We start from the raw sequence: 16,093 nt of genomic DNA on the forward strand, positions 1-16,093 counted from the left end.
GGCGGCCGCCGGCGAAGGGCGGTGCGGGCTGGCGACCGCACCGGCTTGCCGGCCGCGATCCTATACCAGTTTGCCGTAAAGCTCCGCCAGCCGCATTTCATAGCGCTCCGGGGAGAACAGCTGTGCCTGCTGCGTGCCCAGTGCTTCGTAATGCGCGACCATGGCGTCGTCATTCTGCATGTCGCGCAGGCTCTGGGCGATGGCGCCGACATTGTAGGGATCGACCAGATAAGCACTCTCACCGGCCACTTCCGGATTGGCGCCTTCCCTGCCTGTGATCACGGCCGTGCCAAGCTGCATCGCCTCGAGAATCGGCAGGCCGAACCCTTCATAGAGCGAGGGGAACACGACGGCGCGGGCGCAGCGGATCACCGATGCCAGCAGGCTCAGCGGCAGATAATCGAGCCGTACCACCTGCGAGGAGCGCGAAATATGGGTCAGCGTTGGATCCGGTGGCGGCTCGTCGCGCGAGGCCCGGCGGCCGGGTGGAGTTGAGGGAACACCGAGAAGGCGCAGTTCCTTGGCATCCTTCCATACCAGCTGGCCAACGACGACAAGCGGATAGCGCACCTGGCTCGCCAGATAGGCCTCGATAATGCGCCCGACATTCTTCTTCGGCTCGATAGCACCGAAGAAGAGGAAGTACTTCTTGTTCTCCAGCCCGAAGATCGCCGAGACCTCGGTCGCCACCTCGTCATGGCCGCGGTTGAGAATGGCGGCCGGCAGGCTGACGGCCTGATAGGTGTTGGTCACCCTGCTTTCATCGACCCCCAGAAGGTCGATGATGTCGCGCTTGGACACTTCGGAGACGGTGACGATGTGATCGGCCTTCTTGGCGATCGTCTGCACCGTCTTAAGAAATTCCCGCTTGTCGTCGAGCGTGGCATAGGGAAGCCTGAGCGGCACGAGATCGTGGATCGTGTAGATATTGGCCGCGCCCTTGAGCTTGATCGGCAGAGGATAGGTCCAGTGCGCGACCGCCGCCGGCTGCTCGTACTGCGTCGTCATGAAATTGCCGAAGACGCGGAAATGCCATTGCGAATAGCGATAGAGGTTCTTGGCGTTGAAGATCCTGTCATTGTCGGGAATGCTGCCTTGCGCCGTGCGCGCGATGACCTTGCCCGTAATGGGAACCTCACGCGCCGGCACCGGCCGGATCCACGAGTTCGACAGCGCGCGCACGACCTCATGCACCTTTAATGGCTTGGTCGAGGGATCGAAGAAGTTCACTTCGGCCAGCAGCTTGTCCTTGCCCACGCCCCGGCGCAGCCCGTAGAGAAGATCGACCTTGTGGCCCATCTTCGTCAGCTGGCTGGAGAGGTTGCGGGCATAGGTGGCAATCCCGGTGCCCTTTTCCAGCGCCAGATTATAGCCATCCACCATGATTCGCGGTTTGGTCATTCCACTCCGATCCTTGAAGACCCGCAGCGCCCGCCTCACTGCGGCGGGGCGAGGCCCTTTCGTCTTGCCGGCATCCGGCCGTGCCAGATGCATGGCATGTTTTGCGCCAGCATTCCAGTTTTCGACGCGCGATGGCCGGTTTTAGATGTCTGAAAGCGAATCGTGATTTGCGTCAGGCGGTTAGCGCGGATTCCGAGAGTCTTCTCATCGTATTGTCCCCTTCATGCCTTTTGGCGAACCACAATCCCTAACGTCAACCGGACCGGCATCGACACCATTTGCGGGAATCGATATCCAGTCCCCTTTGGCGCAATCCAGCCCGTCACCGTCCCTGTCCCGGGCCTTGAGGCCAGGAAGCCTTTGGCCGAACCATCATGGAAACAGGCACCGGCCCAACCGTCTGAGGGACACCTCGGGGCGCTCCTGAAAGAAGTTCTTCGGAAAGGCGCGGAAATAGGCGGCATCCTCCGCCGTCCCCACGCGGGCGATCACGGGCGAAAGCAGGCGGGCGCGCAGCTTGGTCCAGGCGCCCAGGGCGGGTGCGCCCTCGAAAGGCGAGACGGTCCCACTGGGCGTCTCGTCGCGCTCGGGCTGAACGAGCCAGCGCAGCGCCTGTTCGAAGTCGATGGCCGCGCCCGTCCGCGGATGAAAATAGCGGGGATAGAGCAGATAAGCCCCGGCAAACAAGGCCTCGATCGACAGATGGCGCTGCCGGCGGCGCAGGCTGGCGCGATCGTCCGTCAGTCCCCATCCCGCATAGAAGGGATAGCCTGCGACCGTCACGGGAATGCCGCGCATCAGCGCCTCGAAGCCGGCCAGGGAGGTCAGCGTATAGACGCGGTCGATGGTCGAGAGCGCCTCGGCGATCGGCGCCGGCGCGGTGGAGATCCGACAGATGCGCGCCAGAGCCTTCCAGTCCACTGCCGTCGGCCGCACGCCCGCGACCACATCGGGATGCGGGCGGAAGATCACCTCGGCATCGGGATGCTCCGCAACCGCGAGGCGCACCAGATCGTCCTGCCGGCGCATATCCGTGCAGCCGAAGCGGATGGAGGCATCGCCATCCACCTGACCGATCACCAGAATGCGCGGTCGCGACTTCGGACCATAGAGCGCGCCCGGGGCGGAGGCGGCCGCGCCATTATATTTGCTCAGACCGCGCTCCACCATGGCGCGCATACCGGTGACGGCGCGCGCCATCAAGGCGGGATCTGCATCGAAATCATGGGTTTCCAGCAGCACTTCCAGATCGGAGGCCTGGCGGGCGTCAAAATAGGCCGTGCGGCTGTCGAGCGCCAGCGACAGGGGCGGCGTGCGGCTGGCATTGGGTCTGGCGGAGCGGATGAAGCCATCTTCCATGACCAGCACGCTGAGCTGCTCGGCCCGGGCAAAAGCGTCGAGAGCCGGCGGCAGGTTGAGACTCCATACCAGGATGTCGGGCTTTTGCGCCGCGAGCGCCGGCGTCAGCCAGTCGCGCCGGAGCTGCGCCTCGCTGAGGTGAAACGGCAGGAAGACGAAGCGCCGCTCGGGAAAATAGCGCCTGACAATCGCCTGCTTCCAGGCCTGAATATGGACGCCAAGCGTCAGCCGGGCGGGCGTGCGCGCGCCGTCGCCCTCCTCCGGCAGATCCCGCTCATGGCCGGCAGCCGCTCTGTCCATCAATGCAGCGCCGTATTGTCGACGCCTTCGACGCCCTCGGCATAGCCGTCGCCATCGCGCAGGCGATCCGCGCCGAGCCTGTCCTGCGCATCCTGGATCGAGGCGGCGGGATGCAGCGCCATATTGTCCATGACCAGGAAATTCGCGCAATGCTTGCCCAGAAGGCTCGGCGAGGAGGAGATCATCAGGAAGCCTGATGTGCGCATGCGCTCGGCAACCAGTTCCTCGCATTTCTGCCGGAAGTTGGCGCGCCCGCCCACCAGCGTGCCATCGACGATATAGAGTTCGAAGGGAATCGCGTAGACCGCCGTGAACATGATGCGGGTACGCTCGTCACGGTTCAGCGAATTGAACGGCTTGTCGATCGCCTTTCCCACCTCGGCGAAATCGATGATGAAGCGGATGATCGGCACGGGGTCGAAGCCGAAGACGCGGCAGAGAAAAGCCAGGTTTTCGCGCCCGGTCAAAAGCCCGTTGAAGATCCCGCCGCTCGCCACCGGGAAGGACACGAGCGAGTTGCGGCTGATGCGGCCTTTGTCGGCATTGAACTTACCGGTGCACAGCGAGGCGAGCGTCGTCTTGCCGCTGCCGGGCGGGGCCAGCACGCCGGTGATCTGGTCGGCGGGAAACTCGGCGCTGGCATCGACCAGAACCGGCGTGCGGTCGGTCTTGCGTCGCAAGGTCTTGTGTACGTGAGAGAAGATGATCGACATGCCCTGTCCTTTTCCGGCACCTGGCCTTCCGCCGGATCCCTGCTCAGCGCGCTGCGCGCGCCTGGATCTCGCGCATCCAGCCGAGACCGTCGAGCGGGCTGAGGAACACCGTTCCCTCGGGTGCGATCTCGCGAAACACCGGAAGGTCGGAGACCACCGCGGGCACGCCGAGCGCCGCAGCCTCCAGAAGCGGGATGCCGAGCCCCTCGCAGAAGGAGGGAAAGAGCAGCGCGGCCGAGCGCTTCAACAGCTGCTGGACCTCGCCGTCCGTCAGCCCGTCGAACTCGACGACATGGCCTTTCAGATAGTCGCAACGGTCGAGCATGTCCACAATGTTCTCATTCTCCCAGCCGCGCTTGCCCAGCACCAGAAGGCGCGGCGGCACGCCCGCCAGCGCCATCTCCCGCCAGATCTCCAGCAGCAGGAGATGGTTCTTGCGCGGCTCGATCGTGCCCAGCACGGTGAAGAAGGGGCGGCTGTCGGCGAGAAAGGCGGCAACAGGGGGGCGAACCGGCCCTTCGGGCTCCGGCGTGAATTCGAGCCTTGGAATATTGACGAAGAAATCGCGCACGGGCCAGCCGCGCCGGGCGGCGAAGGCCTGCAGGCGGCGGTCGGTGTCGCGCGAATTGCTGACGAAATCGAGCGGCGCCTCCGCCAGCGCGCTCAAATAGCGATCGAAGGCGGGCGCGGTTTCCGGCCGCTGATATTCGGGATATTCGAGCGGAATGAGATCATGGACATAGACGAGGCGCGCCATGCGGGCTTGCGGGTCGAGCCGCCGCAGCCCGCCCCTCAGCTTGGCGAGGCCGGAATGGGAGGCCACGACATAGGTCGTTTCCCCTGTCACCACGCTGCGGTCGATCGGCAGCGCGCGGCGCAGGAAGGGCAAGGCGGCAAGGCTAAGCGCGCGCTGCCCCGCCGGCAGCGCCCTCGCGTCGCCGCGCCAGGCGCGGTCGAGATCCAGCAGAATTTTCGCTCCCAGCGCCTGCGGCAGCAGGACGATGCCATGGATGCCGGCATGAAGAAAATGGCAGTCCTTGCCGAAGCGGGCAAGCAGATCGAGCCCGATGGCGAGATCGATCCGGTCGACGCCGGTGCCGAAGCGCCGGCCGCGATTGCGATAGAGCCGGGAGATATCGAAGAGCACCCGCGGGGTGCGGATCGTCAAGGGGTCGACAAAGAGCCTGTACATCCGCGGTCTGCCGTCTCCTGCCTGTCCTTGCGCCGGCGCGAGTGGGGCGCAGGGTTTTTGCTCAAAGGCGCGCCGAGCCGGCCGCTTGGGCTCAAATCCGGCGCGTCCCGGTGTTAGAGCAGAATGCGGCCGGAAGGAAAGCGGGCCGGCAGAAATAAGGTGCGTGCTCGGCGGCTGCACCCTGTTCCGCCTTCGACAACACTTACAGGCGCGCCCGCAGCCGGGTCGGCGCCATGCGGTCGGCCTCCTCGATGTCGGGCGCCGGCCGGCGCGGCTTTTCGGCCACCGGCATCAGCGTGAAGAGCTCCTGCGCCGCCTTGACGCCGCGCAGCGCATAGCGGCCGAGCGAGACCACCTCGCGGTCGGAGGGCGGCGGCGCGCTGGCGACGAAGGGCGAGGACATGACCACCGAGCGATCCACCACCCGACAGAGCGAAGCAATGCGCGCGACCTCGTTGACCGCCGGGCCGATCACGGTGAAGTCCAGCCGGTTGGCGCTGCCGATATTGCCGTAGAAGACATCGCCGGTGTGCAGGCCGAGATAGACCTCCGTCGTCGGCTTGCCCTCGGCCTGGCGCCTGGCATTCAGTGCGTCGATCTTGTCGCGCAGGATATGCTCGGCCTTTAGCGCGCGGTGGCAGGCCTCCTCGTTTTCCTCGGCCTTGAAGATGGCCATGACGCCATCGCCGATCAGCTTGAGCACATTGCCTTCCGCCTCGTGGATCGAGGTGATCACCGCATCGGCATAATCATTGAGAAAGGGAATGATTTCGTCGGGCGGCAGGCTCTCGGTGATGCGGGTATAGTCCCGCAGATCCGAGAACCAGAGCACGGCGGAAATCCTGTCGGTGCGCCCGCGCGAAATGCGCCCCTCCAGCACCCGGCGCGCGGCATCGCGGCCGAGATAGACCTCGGCAATGGTGCGGGAGATGCGGTCCAGCGTGCAGGATTTGATGGCCAGCGCCAGATAGGGCACCAATTCGCGCAGGGCCGCCAGATCCGTCTCGGCAAAACCATTCGCGTCGCGCGTGGTCCAGTGCGAATAGAAGCAGTCCATATCGCCGATATGGCTGGCCTCGGCGAAACGATGGATCAGCGCGACATAATCCATGTGCCCTCCTTCCTGCAGCAGGTCGAGCTTGAAGAAGTCGGCCGGCTCGCCGAAGCCGAGGCGCCGGCGCAGCTCGTTCTGATGCGTCTTGCGCAGGTGATGAAAGGCGGTGCGGCGCCAGTTTTCCGAAGCCTCGCCCTCTGCAGAGGACATGTATTCGAAGGTGGAGAGCACCGGCTCGCTGCTGTCCCACTGAAAGGCGCGGCCTTCATAGACGGGATGCAGCGTATCGATCAGCGCCAGGCCGCGATCAATCCGTAGGCCGGCGGCGCGGCATTGCATGCAGAAGCCATGCAGGATGGTGAGTTCATCGACGCCCTTGAGGCCCTGGGCCGTCAGCCAGGAGGCGATCCGGGCGATATCGGAGATTTTCATAACAGGTCGTCCCTTCGCCGCACCATGAACGCCTCCCGGAGAGGCCGTCAGATCTGCGGACGACAGGGAGATGGCGGCAGTCCCGCTTTTCAGATTGACGTCGATCATCCGGCCGGTCTCGGGCGGGATAGCACCGAAATCCTCCTGATCGCGATGCATCGACGGTCTTGAGAATGACCGCGCCCTGCGCACCGGTGACGTTCAGGCCCGAAGCTTTGCGCCGATCATCGCGGCAAGATCAAGGAGAAACCGTTGCGAATCACTTCTCACATGACAATTTAATGACGAAAGCGACATGATTCACACAAAAAAGCCGCCGGAAGCGGCGGCTTTCTGGTCTTGTGCGGTCGACTTTCTGAACCGGATGATCCGAAAACCGGTCGCCACTTTTCGGTCCGATGCTCAGGGCTTCACGCATCGGATGATCCGAAAACCGGTTCCCACTTTTCGGTCCGATGCTCAGGCACCGTCCCCGCCGAGAAACCGCTCGAGTGCGGCCACCTCGTTCGGCCGAATGTCATGGCCACCATCGTGCCACTCCGTTTCGACTGCAGCACCCCGGCCCGCAAGATGCGCGGCGAGAGCTTCCGTCAGCGGAACGGGACATATGGGGTCGCGCCGCCCGGCCGTGACGAGCACGCGCGTGCCCTTGAGCGAGGCGGAAGCGGCGGGCTGGAACGGGATGAGCGGATGCATCAGCACCGCCTTCGACACAAGCCCGGGCTCCTCGATCAGCACATTGGCGAGAATGTTCGCGCCATTGGAGAAGCCGAGTCCATAAACCGCGCCGGCCCCATGTTCGCTCGTCAGACGGCGGATGAAGGCCACCATCTTGGTGGTGGCGCGCGCCAGGTCGGCCATGTCGTAGACGCCCTCCCCCGTGCGGCGGAAGAAGCGGGCCGCGCCATGTTCGGACACGTCGCCGCGCGGGGCGACGATGGTCGCCTGCGGCAGGAGCCGGCTGGCAAAGCCGAAGAACTGGTTCTCGTCGCCGCCCGTGCCATGGAAGACGAAGAAAGCGGGCGCGCCCGGCGCGCCGGCCCTGACCAGATGATGATAGTCCCGATCGTCCATCGGCTCAGCCTTCCAGCTTTTCGAGATGCTGCTCCAGGATCGGACGCAGATGCTTGTGCTGCTGCGGCAGCTTCAGCGCCTCGCCGAGATGGGCAACCTCTTCGTCGCGGGCAAAGCCCGGCTCGTTGGTGGCGATCTCGAACAGCACGCCGCCCGGCGTGCGGAAATAGATCGCCCAGAAATAATCACGGTCGATGACGGGCGTGACCTGGTAGCCGGTGTCCATCAGCGCCTTGCGCACGGCAAGCTGGGCCTCGCGATTCTCCACGGCGAAGGCAACGTGATGCACGGAGCCCGCGCCCTGCCGCCCATGGGCGATGTTGGGCAGGGTTTCGAGGTCGATGACATCGGCCTTGTTGCCGCCGGGCACGGCCAGACGCGTGACGCCCTCATGGGTGTCGACGGGCTGGTAGCCCATGAAGCCCAGGAGTTCGCGCGTCGCGCCCTCATCGCGCAGCCGCAGGGAGACGGAGTGGAAGCCGCGAATGGCCTCGTCGGCGCCGACGCCATTGCCGGTCCAGGGCTGGCGCGGATCGTCCTCGGCCTCCACCAGCGCGAAGCCATCGCCATCAGGCCCGGCGAAATGCAGGCGGCTGGCGCCGAAGGCCGTATCCTGGCTCAGACCATCGACCTTGTGGGCCTCCAGGCGCGACCGCCAGAAGTCCAGGCTTCCCTTCGGCACGGTAAAGACCGTGGTGCCGACCTCGCCGGTGCCGGGACGGCCGCGGGCGATGTTGGGGAAGGGAAAGTAGGTCATGACGCTGCCGGGCGTGCCGAGCTCGTCGCCATAATAGAGATGGTAGACATCGGGTGCGTCAAAATTGACCGTCTTCTTCACCCGGCGCAGGCCGAGCACGTCGGTGAAGAAGGCATTGTTCTCCCGGGCGCTGGCGGCCATGGAGGTGACATGATGAAGGCCCTTGATCTGGTCGAGCATGGCTCATTCCTTTCCGCGCCGGTTCGCGTGCGGCGCCTGTCGGTTTATCGCCGGAGGAAGCATGTCCGCTCTCGGCGATGACGGAGCGGCGTGTCCGCCCCGTCGATGGGCTGAAGATGGGCCTATCGGTGGCGATTGAAAAGCGGACGCCGTCTGCACGGATTGTCTCTGAAAAGTGAACAGCGCTCCCGAATCGTTCACGAACAGGCCTCTGCATCGGACCATCGAGCCTATGGGATTGGCATCTCGAACCGACCATGCCCTGAAAATGACCCCGGGCGCAAAATCATCCCCTTTTTGTCCTGGCGCTTGGAACAAAAGGGTGCGCCGCACAATTTCTGGACGCATCACTTAGACATCGATGTCATCTCCAGGGGGACAAAGCGCGTGGACGCTCAAGTGAACACCTATTCGATCGAGGCCGGCAGCTGGCACCGGCTGGGCGCCCATCCTGACAAGGATGGCGTCAACTTCGCGCTGTTTTCCGCTCATGCCGAGCGCGTCGAGCTCTGCCTGTTCGATGACAGCGGCAAGATCGAGATCGCCCGCCTGACGCTGCCGGAATATACCAACGAGATCTGGCATGGCTTCGTGCCCGGGCTGAAGCCCGGCCAGCTCTATGGCTACCGCGTCCACGGCGCCTTCCGGCCGGAAGACGGGCACCGCTTCAACGCGAACAAGCTGCTGGTCGATCCTTACGCACGCGAACTGGTCGGCGATGTTGCCTGGTCGAAGGACCATTTCGGCTACATCATGGACTCGGAAGAGAAGGATCTCTCCTTCAGCGAGACCGACAGCGCCGCCGTCATGCCGAAATGCCGGGTGGTGGATACCGGCAGCTATGACTGGAAGGGTGATCGTTCGCCGATCATTCCCTGGTCCAAGACGATCTTCTACGAAACCCACGTCAAGGGTTTCACCAAGCTCAACCCGGCGATCCCGGAAAACCTGCGCGGCACCTTCGAGGGCATGGGCCACAAGGCGGTGGTCGATTACATCAGAAGCATGGGCATCACCTCGGTGGAGCTTCTGCCGATCCACTTCTTCCCCGACGACAGCATGCTGATCGACAAGGGGCTCCACAATTTCTGGGGCTATAACACGCTCGGCTTCTTCTCGCCGGCCAACCGTTACTATGGTCCGAACGGCCGCGACGGCTTCCGTGACATGGTGCGCGCGCTGCATGACGGCGGCATCGAGGTGATCCTCGATGTGGTTTACAACCACACCGCCGAAGGCAATGAGATGGGCCCGACGCTGTCCTTCAAGGGCATCGACAACTTCTCCTACTATCGCACGATCCCCGACAATCACCGCTACTATATCAACGATACCGGCACCGGAAACACGGTGAACACCTCGCACCCCCGCGTGCTGCAGATGGTCACCGATTCGCTGCGCTACTGGGTCGAGGAAATGCATGTCGACGGCTTCCGCTTCGACCTCGGCACCATTCTTGGCCGCGAACCGGAAGGCTTCGACCAGCGCGGCGGCTTCTTCGATGCCGTGACGCAGGATCCGGTCCTGTCGAAGGTCAAGCTGGTCGGCGAGCCCTGGGATATCGGCCCCGGCGGCTACCAGGTCGGCGGCTTCCCGCCCGGCTGGGCCGAGTGGAACGACAAATATCGCGACACGGTGCGAGACTATTGGAAAGACACGGATAACACGGCGCCCGATTTCGCCGCTCGCTTCTTCGGCTCGGGCGACCTCTATGACCAGCGCGGCCGCCGCCCCTGGGCGTCGGTGAATTTCATCTGCGCCCATGATGGCTTCACCCTGAACGACCTCGTCTCCTACAACGAGAAGCACAACGAGGCGAATGGCGAGGACAACAAGGACGGCCATAGCGACAACCGCAGCTATAATTACGGCGCGGAAGGTCCGACCGAGGACGAGACCATCATCGCCGTGCGCGAACGCCAGAAGCGCAACTTCCTCGCCACGCTGCTGCTCTCCCATGGCACGCCCATGGTGCTGGCCGGTGACGAATTCGGCCGCAGCCAGATGGGCAACAACAATGGCTATTGCCAGGACAGCGAGATCAGTTGGGTCCATTGGGAGGATCTGCCGCCTTCTGCCGAGGAACTGCGCGACTTCACCCGCCGACTGATCGCTTTGCGCAACGCGCAGCCGCTCCTGCACCGCGACAATTGGCGCGATGGCATGGTGATCGAATGGGTGAATGCCGGCGGCGGGCCGCAGCTGCCAGAACATTGGGCCGATGGCGGCGGCACCACGATCGGCGCGCTGGTTTCGCGTGCGGATCTGGAAGAGCAGGATGGCATCTGGTCAAAGATGCTGGTGATCTTCAATCCGCATGATGGGCCCGTGCCGTTCGTCCTGCCGGAAGGCGGATGGCGGCTGATGCTGACCACCGACGATCCGACGCTGGAAGACGAGGCGGTCGAGGGCGGCCAGGCTTATGAGATGACCGGCCGCAGTCTCTGCCTGTTCATCCCGGCCTGATAGACCGACAGGCACTCCCAACTGAGTAGACGGCGCGGCGCCCTTGGCGTCGCGCCGTTTTCGCGTCAGAACCGGTCCGACGCGTCAGGAGCAGGAGATTGGGATGAGCGGGAAACGGCACCACTATACTGTCGATATCGTCTGGACCGGAAACGAGGGGACAGGCACGGCCTCCTATCGTGGATACCGGCGTGATCACGAGATTCGCGCCGAGGGTAAGCCGACGATTGCCGGCTCGTCGGATCCGAGCTTTCGCGGCGATCCCGCGCGGTGGAATCCGGAGGATTTGCTGGTCGCTTCCCTCTACGCCTGCCACAAGCTCTGGTATCTCGGGCTTTGCGCCGGGGCTGGCGTGATCGTGCTCGACTATGCCGATCATGCGGAAGGGATCATGCTGGAGGAGACCGGTGGTGCCGGACAGTTCACAGCGGTGACGCTGCGCCCTCGCGTGACCATCTCGGCCGAAAGCGATGCGGCCAAGGCCCGCGCCCTGCATGACGAGGCGCATGCCATGTGCTTCATCGCGCGCTCGGTGAACTTTCCCGTTCATGCCGAGCCCGTAATCCTTGTCGAGACGGCCGCCTGACTGCGCGGGCAGCCGCCTCCCGCCGGAGCCTCCCGAAAGTGTGAACTCACAAAGCCGACGGGCGCTGCGCGATCAGCCGCTCATAAAGCGCGGCATATTGCTCGGCCGAGCGCTCCCAGGAGAAATTGGCCTTCATGCCCTGGTTCTGCAGCCGGGCCCATTTCTTCGGGTCACGATAGGCGTGGAAGGCGCGGTGGACGGCGAGGCGCAGATTGTCGGCAGTGACGGGATGGAACTGGAAGCCGGTGGCCACCCGCGCCGACATGGCCGCATCATTGGCGTCGATGATCGTCTCCGACAGGCCGCCAGTGCGCGAGACCAGCGGCACGGCGCCGTAGCGCAATGCGTAGAGCTGCGTCAGCCCGCAGGGCTCGAAGCGCGAGGGCTGCACCATGACATCGCAGCCGGCATGGATCAGATGGGCGGTGGCCTCGTCATAGCCGATGCGCACGCCGATCTGCCCCGGGCGCCAGCCGGCTGCCAGGATCAGCGCGCGTTCCACATCCTTGGAGCCCTGGCCGAGAATGACCAGCTTGCCGCCGAGATTGCAGATCTCGTCGGCCACCTCGGCCAGCATATCCGCGCCCTTCTGCCAGGTCAGGCGCGTGACGGCAGCGAAGATCGGCCCGGGCGTATTGTCCAGGCGGAAGGCGTCGATCAGCGCGGCGCGGTTGCGCTGGCGCAGGCGGATCTGCTTGTAATCGTAGTTGGCCGGAATATAGGGGTCGGTCGCCGGGTCCCAGATTTCCGTGTCGATGCCGTTGACGATGCCGGAAAAATCGCGAAGCCGCGACAGGAGCGCACCGTCGAGGCCCATGCCGAGATCGGTGGACAGCACCTCGCGGGCATAGGTGGGGCTGACCGTGGTCACGGCGCTCGCCGTCTGGATGCCGCCCTTCAGGAAGCAGAGATCGCCGTAATATTCCAGGCAGTTGATGTTCATCGCCTCCGGCGGCAGGCCGATCTGGCGGATGAGCTTGGCGGGAAACTGCCCCTGGAAAGCGAGATTGTGGATCGTCAGCACCGAGGGAACATCGGCCGCATTGCCGGAGTATTTCATGTAGACCGTGGTCAGCGCCGTCTGCCAGTCATGGGTGTGGACCAGATCCGGCCGCCAGTCCGGCAACAGGCCGCCGGCAACGGCGGACGCCACATAGGACAGCACGCTGAAGCGGCGCCAGTTGTCGGGATAGTCGACGCCATCCGCGCCGACATAGGGACCGCCCTTGCGGTCGTATAGACTGGGCGCGTCGAGGATAAGGAGATCCAGCCCGTCATGCTGCGCTTCCAAGAGCGTGGCGGGCGCGCCAAAGAGATCGCTGAAGAAATGCACCGGGCGCACCTGTTCCACCTTGGCCAGCACGGTGGGATAGCCAGGGATCAGCGACCGCGTCTCGCAGCCCAGATGACCGAGAATTTTTGGCAGCGCACCCGTGACGTCGGCCAGGCCGCCCGTCTTGATCAACGGAAAAATCTCCGACGCCACCGAAAGTATCTTCACGCAAACCTCGTCCCGGCCTTTTCGCCGATCCGTGCACCCGGCACCGAACAGCGCAAGCCCCTTTTTTGTGTCTCAGATGTCGCCCGCATCGCCTCAAGCTCCAGCGCAGAGGCTCTGCGATAGCGCTTCGAGGCTTGAATTCGGGCAGGATGATGGCTTCCGCTTCAGCGGCCCCGTTGCCGCATCGACCGAATCCCAATGCTCCGACTGTAACCATGCCGGCCAGGAAAAGAAGCCGGCCCGGTCATTTTCTGCGGCCTGTCCACCGCACCACGGCAACGCGCCGCGGTTGTGCGCTTGGGCCAGAACGGCTGCGTCCCGGTCTGACCGGAGGCCTTCACCGGCCTTTGGCGTTGATCGCCACCGGGTGAAGACGCAGGTCAGACGCGCGCCGGATCTCCTCCACAAAGATCCGGCTACCCCGCCTCACGCCGTCTCGGTCGCCACCTTGCCCCGGCGCTTCGGCTGCGGCGCCTCGGCCGAGACGGTCTCGGCGATGGGCGCCGAGGGAGTCAAATCGGCGGTGACATCCACGCCCACGGCGGCCGGCACGATGTCCTTCGCGGCCTTTGCCTTGGACGTAGCGGACTTTGCAGAGGCAGGCTTGGCAGCAGCAGCCTTGGAGGTGCCCATCTTCGCTTTTGCCGCCTTCGGTTCCGAAGACTTCGGCGCGGCCGCCTTGACGGCGCGCGCCTTGCGTTCAGCCGGCTGCGCCGGGGTCTCTTCGGCGGCGGAAGCGATCTCCGGTGCGGCGCTCGTCTCTGCCGCTGCACTCTGATCTGTCATTTCACTCTGGGGCGATCCGCTCTGGCCGGCCACTTCGCTCAGCGCCTGTTGCCAGTGGTGATCATGGCGACCCTGAGGGCGGCCTTCTTCTTCCCAGAGACGATAGGCGCGGGCCCGGATCTTGTCCTCATCGATGCTCATCGTCGCTACTCCCTTCAAACCACGCGCTGCAGGACGTCCAACTGCGGCGTGGACCCATTGGTTCCGGCGGCTGCAATGGGGCAGACGCAGGAGGCGAATCACTCCAAGTCTCGGTCGAGCCTAGCCCAGGCTTTGCTGCGGTGCGACCGGAATGCACCGGCGCTGCGGCGCGTCCATCGGCACTGCCACCGGCATGCGCATCAAAAACCCTGCAGCTTCAGGAACCAGATCGGCATGTCATGCGTTTGAAAACGGTCTCGAAAGAGACAGGTTCACGGGGAATTTCATGATCAAGAGAATGTGCACGAGACTGGCTGCGGCTCTGATGGCGGGCGCCGTGCTGGCGCCCCCGGCTTTTGCCCAGGCGCCGGGCCTGGTGCCGGCCGCCCAAGCAACCATCGAGGACGCCTGCAAGGCCGTGACGCAGAACCTGCTGCTGGCCGCCACGCTGCATACCGGCGTGGTCCAGGCCTTCCCCGAGCTGAAGCCGCCAGGCGTGCGCATGACCTATTCGACGCGCGACGGTGTCGAGCCGAAGAACATGGTCGACACGATCGAATGCCAGTTTCAGAACACCAAGGCGCCCTTCAACATCCAGCGCTTCTGCGTCTCGAGCACCTGCTATTCTCCCGATGAACGCAATGCGGAAAACAAGCGGCGCTTTGAAGAGGTGCGCACCATTCTGCAACGCGCGGGCTACTGAGCCGACCGATTGGGCGGACGGCTCATACTAGATAGCCATCACTTACATGTTTGCGACGGGGTGGCGACAGCCACCCCGCTTTTCGCATGGATTGGCGCTCAAGCCCGCCGGCTTCGGCGCAACCAGGCAAAAACCGCTTAGTGGCCGACGCCCGCCTCTTCGACCCGCGCCGCATGGGCGGAGATGGCCGCGCGACAGGCGCGCTCGAAACGTGCGGCGGGGCCCTGGTCACCGGTCGCGATGCGACTGACCCGCGCGCCTTCGAGCAGCATGGACAGGGTATCGGCCAGAAGCTCCGGCTCGCTCAGCCCCGCCTCGCGACAGAGCTCTTCCAGGCGCTGGCGCTGGGCGGTCTTGAAGCTCTCGATCAGCGCATGGGCGGGATGGTCGCTCTCCTTGAGCTCGACCGCGGCATTGGCCAGATCGCAGCCATAGGGCTCGCTCGCCAGACAGTCGACACGCGCGCTGACCCAGCCATCCACCTGCGCCCGGGGATTGCCGGGGAAGCGGGTCGACAGATCGTCCCAAAGCGCTGCAGCCTTGGAGGAGGCCACCTTCAGGGTTTCGCAGACGAGATCGTCCTTGGAGCCGAAATGACGGTAGAGCGTCATCTTGTTCGTGTCGGCCGCCTGGGCGATGGCGTCCACGCCGATGCCGCGAATGCCATGGCTGCGAAACAGCGCGCAGGCCGTGGACACGATCCGCTCACGCGGGCTTGTTTTGGCGTCCGCCTTGGCGGTGCTCTTCTTCACAATAGCGCCACCTTCGACGGGTTTATTCGCATTCGTGCTTGACATAGGTGTGACCGGTCGGTAACAAGCATCATGTTACCAATCGGTAACAGGCCGTTTCGGTCTTGTCAAGCTTGGGGCGTCGGACCGCCCCGTATCGGCCCCTGCCCGGCCCAACCGGCGGCGGGGACCAGGTCCGAATATCGCTTTGAAGCTCCACGGGCCGCGTTCAGGGATCGCGGGGCTTCCCGTCAGTCAGAGCCAAGACAGCCTCCCGGCGCCGCATGGGCCGGGACAGTAAGGGCTTGGCCTTGAGGTTGAAGAGGAAACTGCCATGAACCAGGCGCATGACGATTTGACCCTTAACGACGTTCTGACCGATCCGATGATCCGCATGATGATGCGGGCGGATGGCGTCACGACCTCCGAGATGAAGACGCTCCTCTATTCCGCAGCCAGCGCCATGAGGAGCGCACAGTCTCAGGATGGCGGCGCCCGTGCTGTCGCGCACCGGCTGATGACCGCGCCCAAGCGCCGGCTTCTGTCGATGGTGCATCCGCTCGCCGCCCGCGGCGAGGTGTGCATGGCCTGCTGAAAAATCGGACCGGAAGCAGCCTCCGCTTTTCGGTCCGATGCGCGCAGGACAGATGCGCTCCGGCCCGCCAAAGTGGCGCCCGCCCTTCAGGACGGCGCCGGCGGGCCGTAAAAGCTGCCATC

At 64.4% G+C, this 16,093-nt stretch carries 14 protein-coding genes; 4 read left to right on the forward strand and 10 right to left on the reverse strand.

Translation table 11 applies throughout. The annotated features are described in order from the left end of the window. Positions 1 to 60: 60 nt before the first annotated feature. The 7 genes from BJF92_RS20760 to BJF92_RS20790 form a co-directional block, all read right to left on the reverse strand. Positions 61 to 1,401: a glycosyltransferase family 4 protein gene (locus BJF92_RS20760; RefSeq protein WP_245294843.1), complete on the reverse strand. Its 1,341-nt coding sequence runs from the start codon at positions 1,399 to 1,401 to the stop codon at positions 61 to 63. 372 nt (positions 1,402 to 1,773) lie between these two features. Further along, the gene (locus BJF92_RS20765; protein WP_075636638.1) at positions 1,774 to 3,060 is read right to left on the reverse strand and encodes a capsular polysaccharide export protein, LipB/KpsS family; all 1,287 of its coding nucleotides are present in this window, start codon (positions 3,058 to 3,060) and stop codon (positions 1,774 to 1,776) included. Further along, positions 3,060 to 3,773, reverse strand: a complete 714-nt coding sequence (locus BJF92_RS20770) for a P-loop NTPase family protein (RefSeq protein ID WP_075636639.1) — start codon at positions 3,771 to 3,773, stop codon at positions 3,060 to 3,062. The genes BJF92_RS20765 and BJF92_RS20770 overlap by 1 nt, the downstream gene beginning before the upstream one ends. Positions 3,774 to 3,816: 43 nt before the next feature. Continuing rightward, the gene (locus BJF92_RS20775) at positions 3,817 to 4,965 is read right to left on the reverse strand and encodes a glycosyltransferase family 4 protein (protein ID WP_075636640.1); all 1,149 of its coding nucleotides are present in this window, start codon (positions 4,963 to 4,965) and stop codon (positions 3,817 to 3,819) included. Positions 4,966 to 5,167: 202 nt separating this feature from the next. Next, entirely contained in the window at positions 5,168 to 6,451 is a 1,284-nt protein-coding gene (locus BJF92_RS20780; protein ID WP_078058303.1) for an adenylate/guanylate cyclase domain-containing protein, read from the reverse strand. 459 nt (positions 6,452 to 6,910) lie between these two features. Continuing rightward, on the reverse strand, positions 6,911 to 7,525 hold the full coding sequence (locus BJF92_RS20785) for an alpha/beta hydrolase (protein ID WP_075636641.1): 615 nt from the start codon (positions 7,523 to 7,525) through the stop codon (positions 6,911 to 6,913). 4 nt (positions 7,526 to 7,529) lie between these two features. After that, positions 7,530 to 8,462: a VOC family protein gene (locus tag BJF92_RS20790; RefSeq protein WP_075636642.1), complete on the reverse strand. Its 933-nt coding sequence runs from the start codon at positions 8,460 to 8,462 to the stop codon at positions 7,530 to 7,532. A 387-nt stretch (positions 8,463 to 8,849) separates the two neighbouring features. Between BJF92_RS20790 and glgX the strand changes: the two genes are divergently transcribed. Both glgX and BJF92_RS20800 read left to right on the forward strand, forming a co-directional pair. Continuing rightward, positions 8,850 to 10,928: a glycogen debranching protein GlgX gene (glgX, locus tag BJF92_RS20795; protein WP_075636717.1), complete on the forward strand. Its 2,079-nt coding sequence runs from the start codon at positions 8,850 to 8,852 to the stop codon at positions 10,926 to 10,928. Positions 10,929 to 11,031: 103 nt separating this feature from the next. Then, complete coding sequence (locus BJF92_RS20800; RefSeq protein ID WP_075636643.1) at positions 11,032 to 11,514, forward strand: OsmC family protein; 483 nt, start codon at positions 11,032 to 11,034, stop codon at positions 11,512 to 11,514. 46 nt (positions 11,515 to 11,560) lie between these two features. On the opposite strand, the gene glgA is transcribed toward BJF92_RS20800, so the two are convergent. Together glgA and BJF92_RS20810 are read right to left on the reverse strand one after the other, a co-directional pair. Further along, the gene (gene glgA, locus BJF92_RS20805) at positions 11,561 to 13,015 is read right to left on the reverse strand and encodes a glycogen synthase GlgA (protein ID WP_075636644.1); all 1,455 of its coding nucleotides are present in this window, start codon (positions 13,013 to 13,015) and stop codon (positions 11,561 to 11,563) included. Positions 13,016 to 13,441: 426 nt separating this feature from the next. Next, complete coding sequence (locus BJF92_RS20810) at positions 13,442 to 13,942, reverse strand: DUF2934 domain-containing protein (RefSeq protein WP_075636645.1); 501 nt, start codon at positions 13,940 to 13,942, stop codon at positions 13,442 to 13,444. Between the two features lie 286 nt (positions 13,943 to 14,228). Between BJF92_RS20810 and BJF92_RS20815 the strand changes: the two genes are divergently transcribed. Further along, complete coding sequence (locus BJF92_RS20815; protein ID WP_075636646.1) at positions 14,229 to 14,645, forward strand: hypothetical protein; 417 nt, start codon at positions 14,229 to 14,231, stop codon at positions 14,643 to 14,645. A 137-nt stretch (positions 14,646 to 14,782) separates the two neighbouring features. Here the strand turns inward: BJF92_RS20815 and BJF92_RS20820 are convergent, their stop codons facing one another. Then, entirely contained in the window at positions 14,783 to 15,442 is a 660-nt protein-coding gene (locus BJF92_RS20820; protein ID WP_075636647.1) for a TetR/AcrR family transcriptional regulator, read from the reverse strand. Between the two features lie 268 nt (positions 15,443 to 15,710). On the opposite strand from BJF92_RS20820, the gene BJF92_RS20825 reads away from it, so the two are divergent. Continuing rightward, positions 15,711 to 15,971 carry a hypothetical protein gene (locus tag BJF92_RS20825; protein WP_075636648.1) on the forward strand — a complete coding sequence of 87 codons (261 nt, stop codon included), beginning with the start codon at positions 15,711 to 15,713 and terminating at the stop codon, positions 15,969 to 15,971. Positions 15,972 to 16,093 lie beyond the last annotated feature (122 nt).

Origin of the sequence: Xaviernesmea rhizosphaerae (genome assembly GCF_001938945.1) — a bacterium.
GTDB classification, from domain to species: Bacteria; Pseudomonadota; Alphaproteobacteria; order Rhizobiales; family Rhizobiaceae; genus Xaviernesmea; species Xaviernesmea rhizosphaerae.

Excerpts from the sequence above, each read along its gene's own strand:
- BJF92_RS20760 (WP_245294843.1), bottom strand. The coding sequence starts at position 1,401 with ATGACCAAACCGCGAATCATGGTGGATGGCTATAATCTGGCGCTGGAA.
- BJF92_RS20765 (WP_075636638.1), bottom strand. The coding sequence starts at position 3,060 with ATGGACAGAGCGGCTGCCGGCCATGAGCGGGATCTGCCGGAGGAGGGC.
- BJF92_RS20770 (WP_075636639.1), bottom strand. The coding sequence starts at position 3,773 with ATGTCGATCATCTTCTCTCACGTACACAAGACCTTGCGACGCAAGACC.
- BJF92_RS20775 (WP_075636640.1), bottom strand. The coding sequence starts at position 4,965 with ATGTACAGGCTCTTTGTCGACCCCTTGACGATCCGCACCCCGCGGGTG.
- BJF92_RS20780 (WP_078058303.1), bottom strand. The coding sequence starts at position 6,451 with ATGAAAATCTCCGATATCGCCCGGATCGCCTCCTGGCTGACGGCCCAG.
- BJF92_RS20785 (WP_075636641.1), bottom strand. The coding sequence starts at position 7,525 with ATGGACGATCGGGACTATCATCATCTGGTCAGGGCCGGCGCGCCGGGC.
- BJF92_RS20790 (WP_075636642.1), bottom strand. The coding sequence starts at position 8,462 with ATGCTCGACCAGATCAAGGGCCTTCATCATGTCACCTCCATGGCCGCC.
- BJF92_RS20800 (WP_075636643.1), top strand. The coding sequence starts at position 11,032 with ATGAGCGGGAAACGGCACCACTATACTGTCGATATCGTCTGGACCGGA.
- BJF92_RS20810 (WP_075636645.1), bottom strand. The coding sequence starts at position 13,942 with ATGAGCATCGATGAGGACAAGATCCGGGCCCGCGCCTATCGTCTCTGG.
- BJF92_RS20815 (WP_075636646.1), top strand. The coding sequence starts at position 14,229 with ATGATCAAGAGAATGTGCACGAGACTGGCTGCGGCTCTGATGGCGGGC.
- BJF92_RS20820 (WP_075636647.1), bottom strand. The coding sequence starts at position 15,442 with ATGTCAAGCACGAATGCGAATAAACCCGTCGAAGGTGGCGCTATTGTG.
- BJF92_RS20825 (WP_075636648.1), top strand. The coding sequence starts at position 15,711 with ATGAACCAGGCGCATGACGATTTGACCCTTAACGACGTTCTGACCGAT.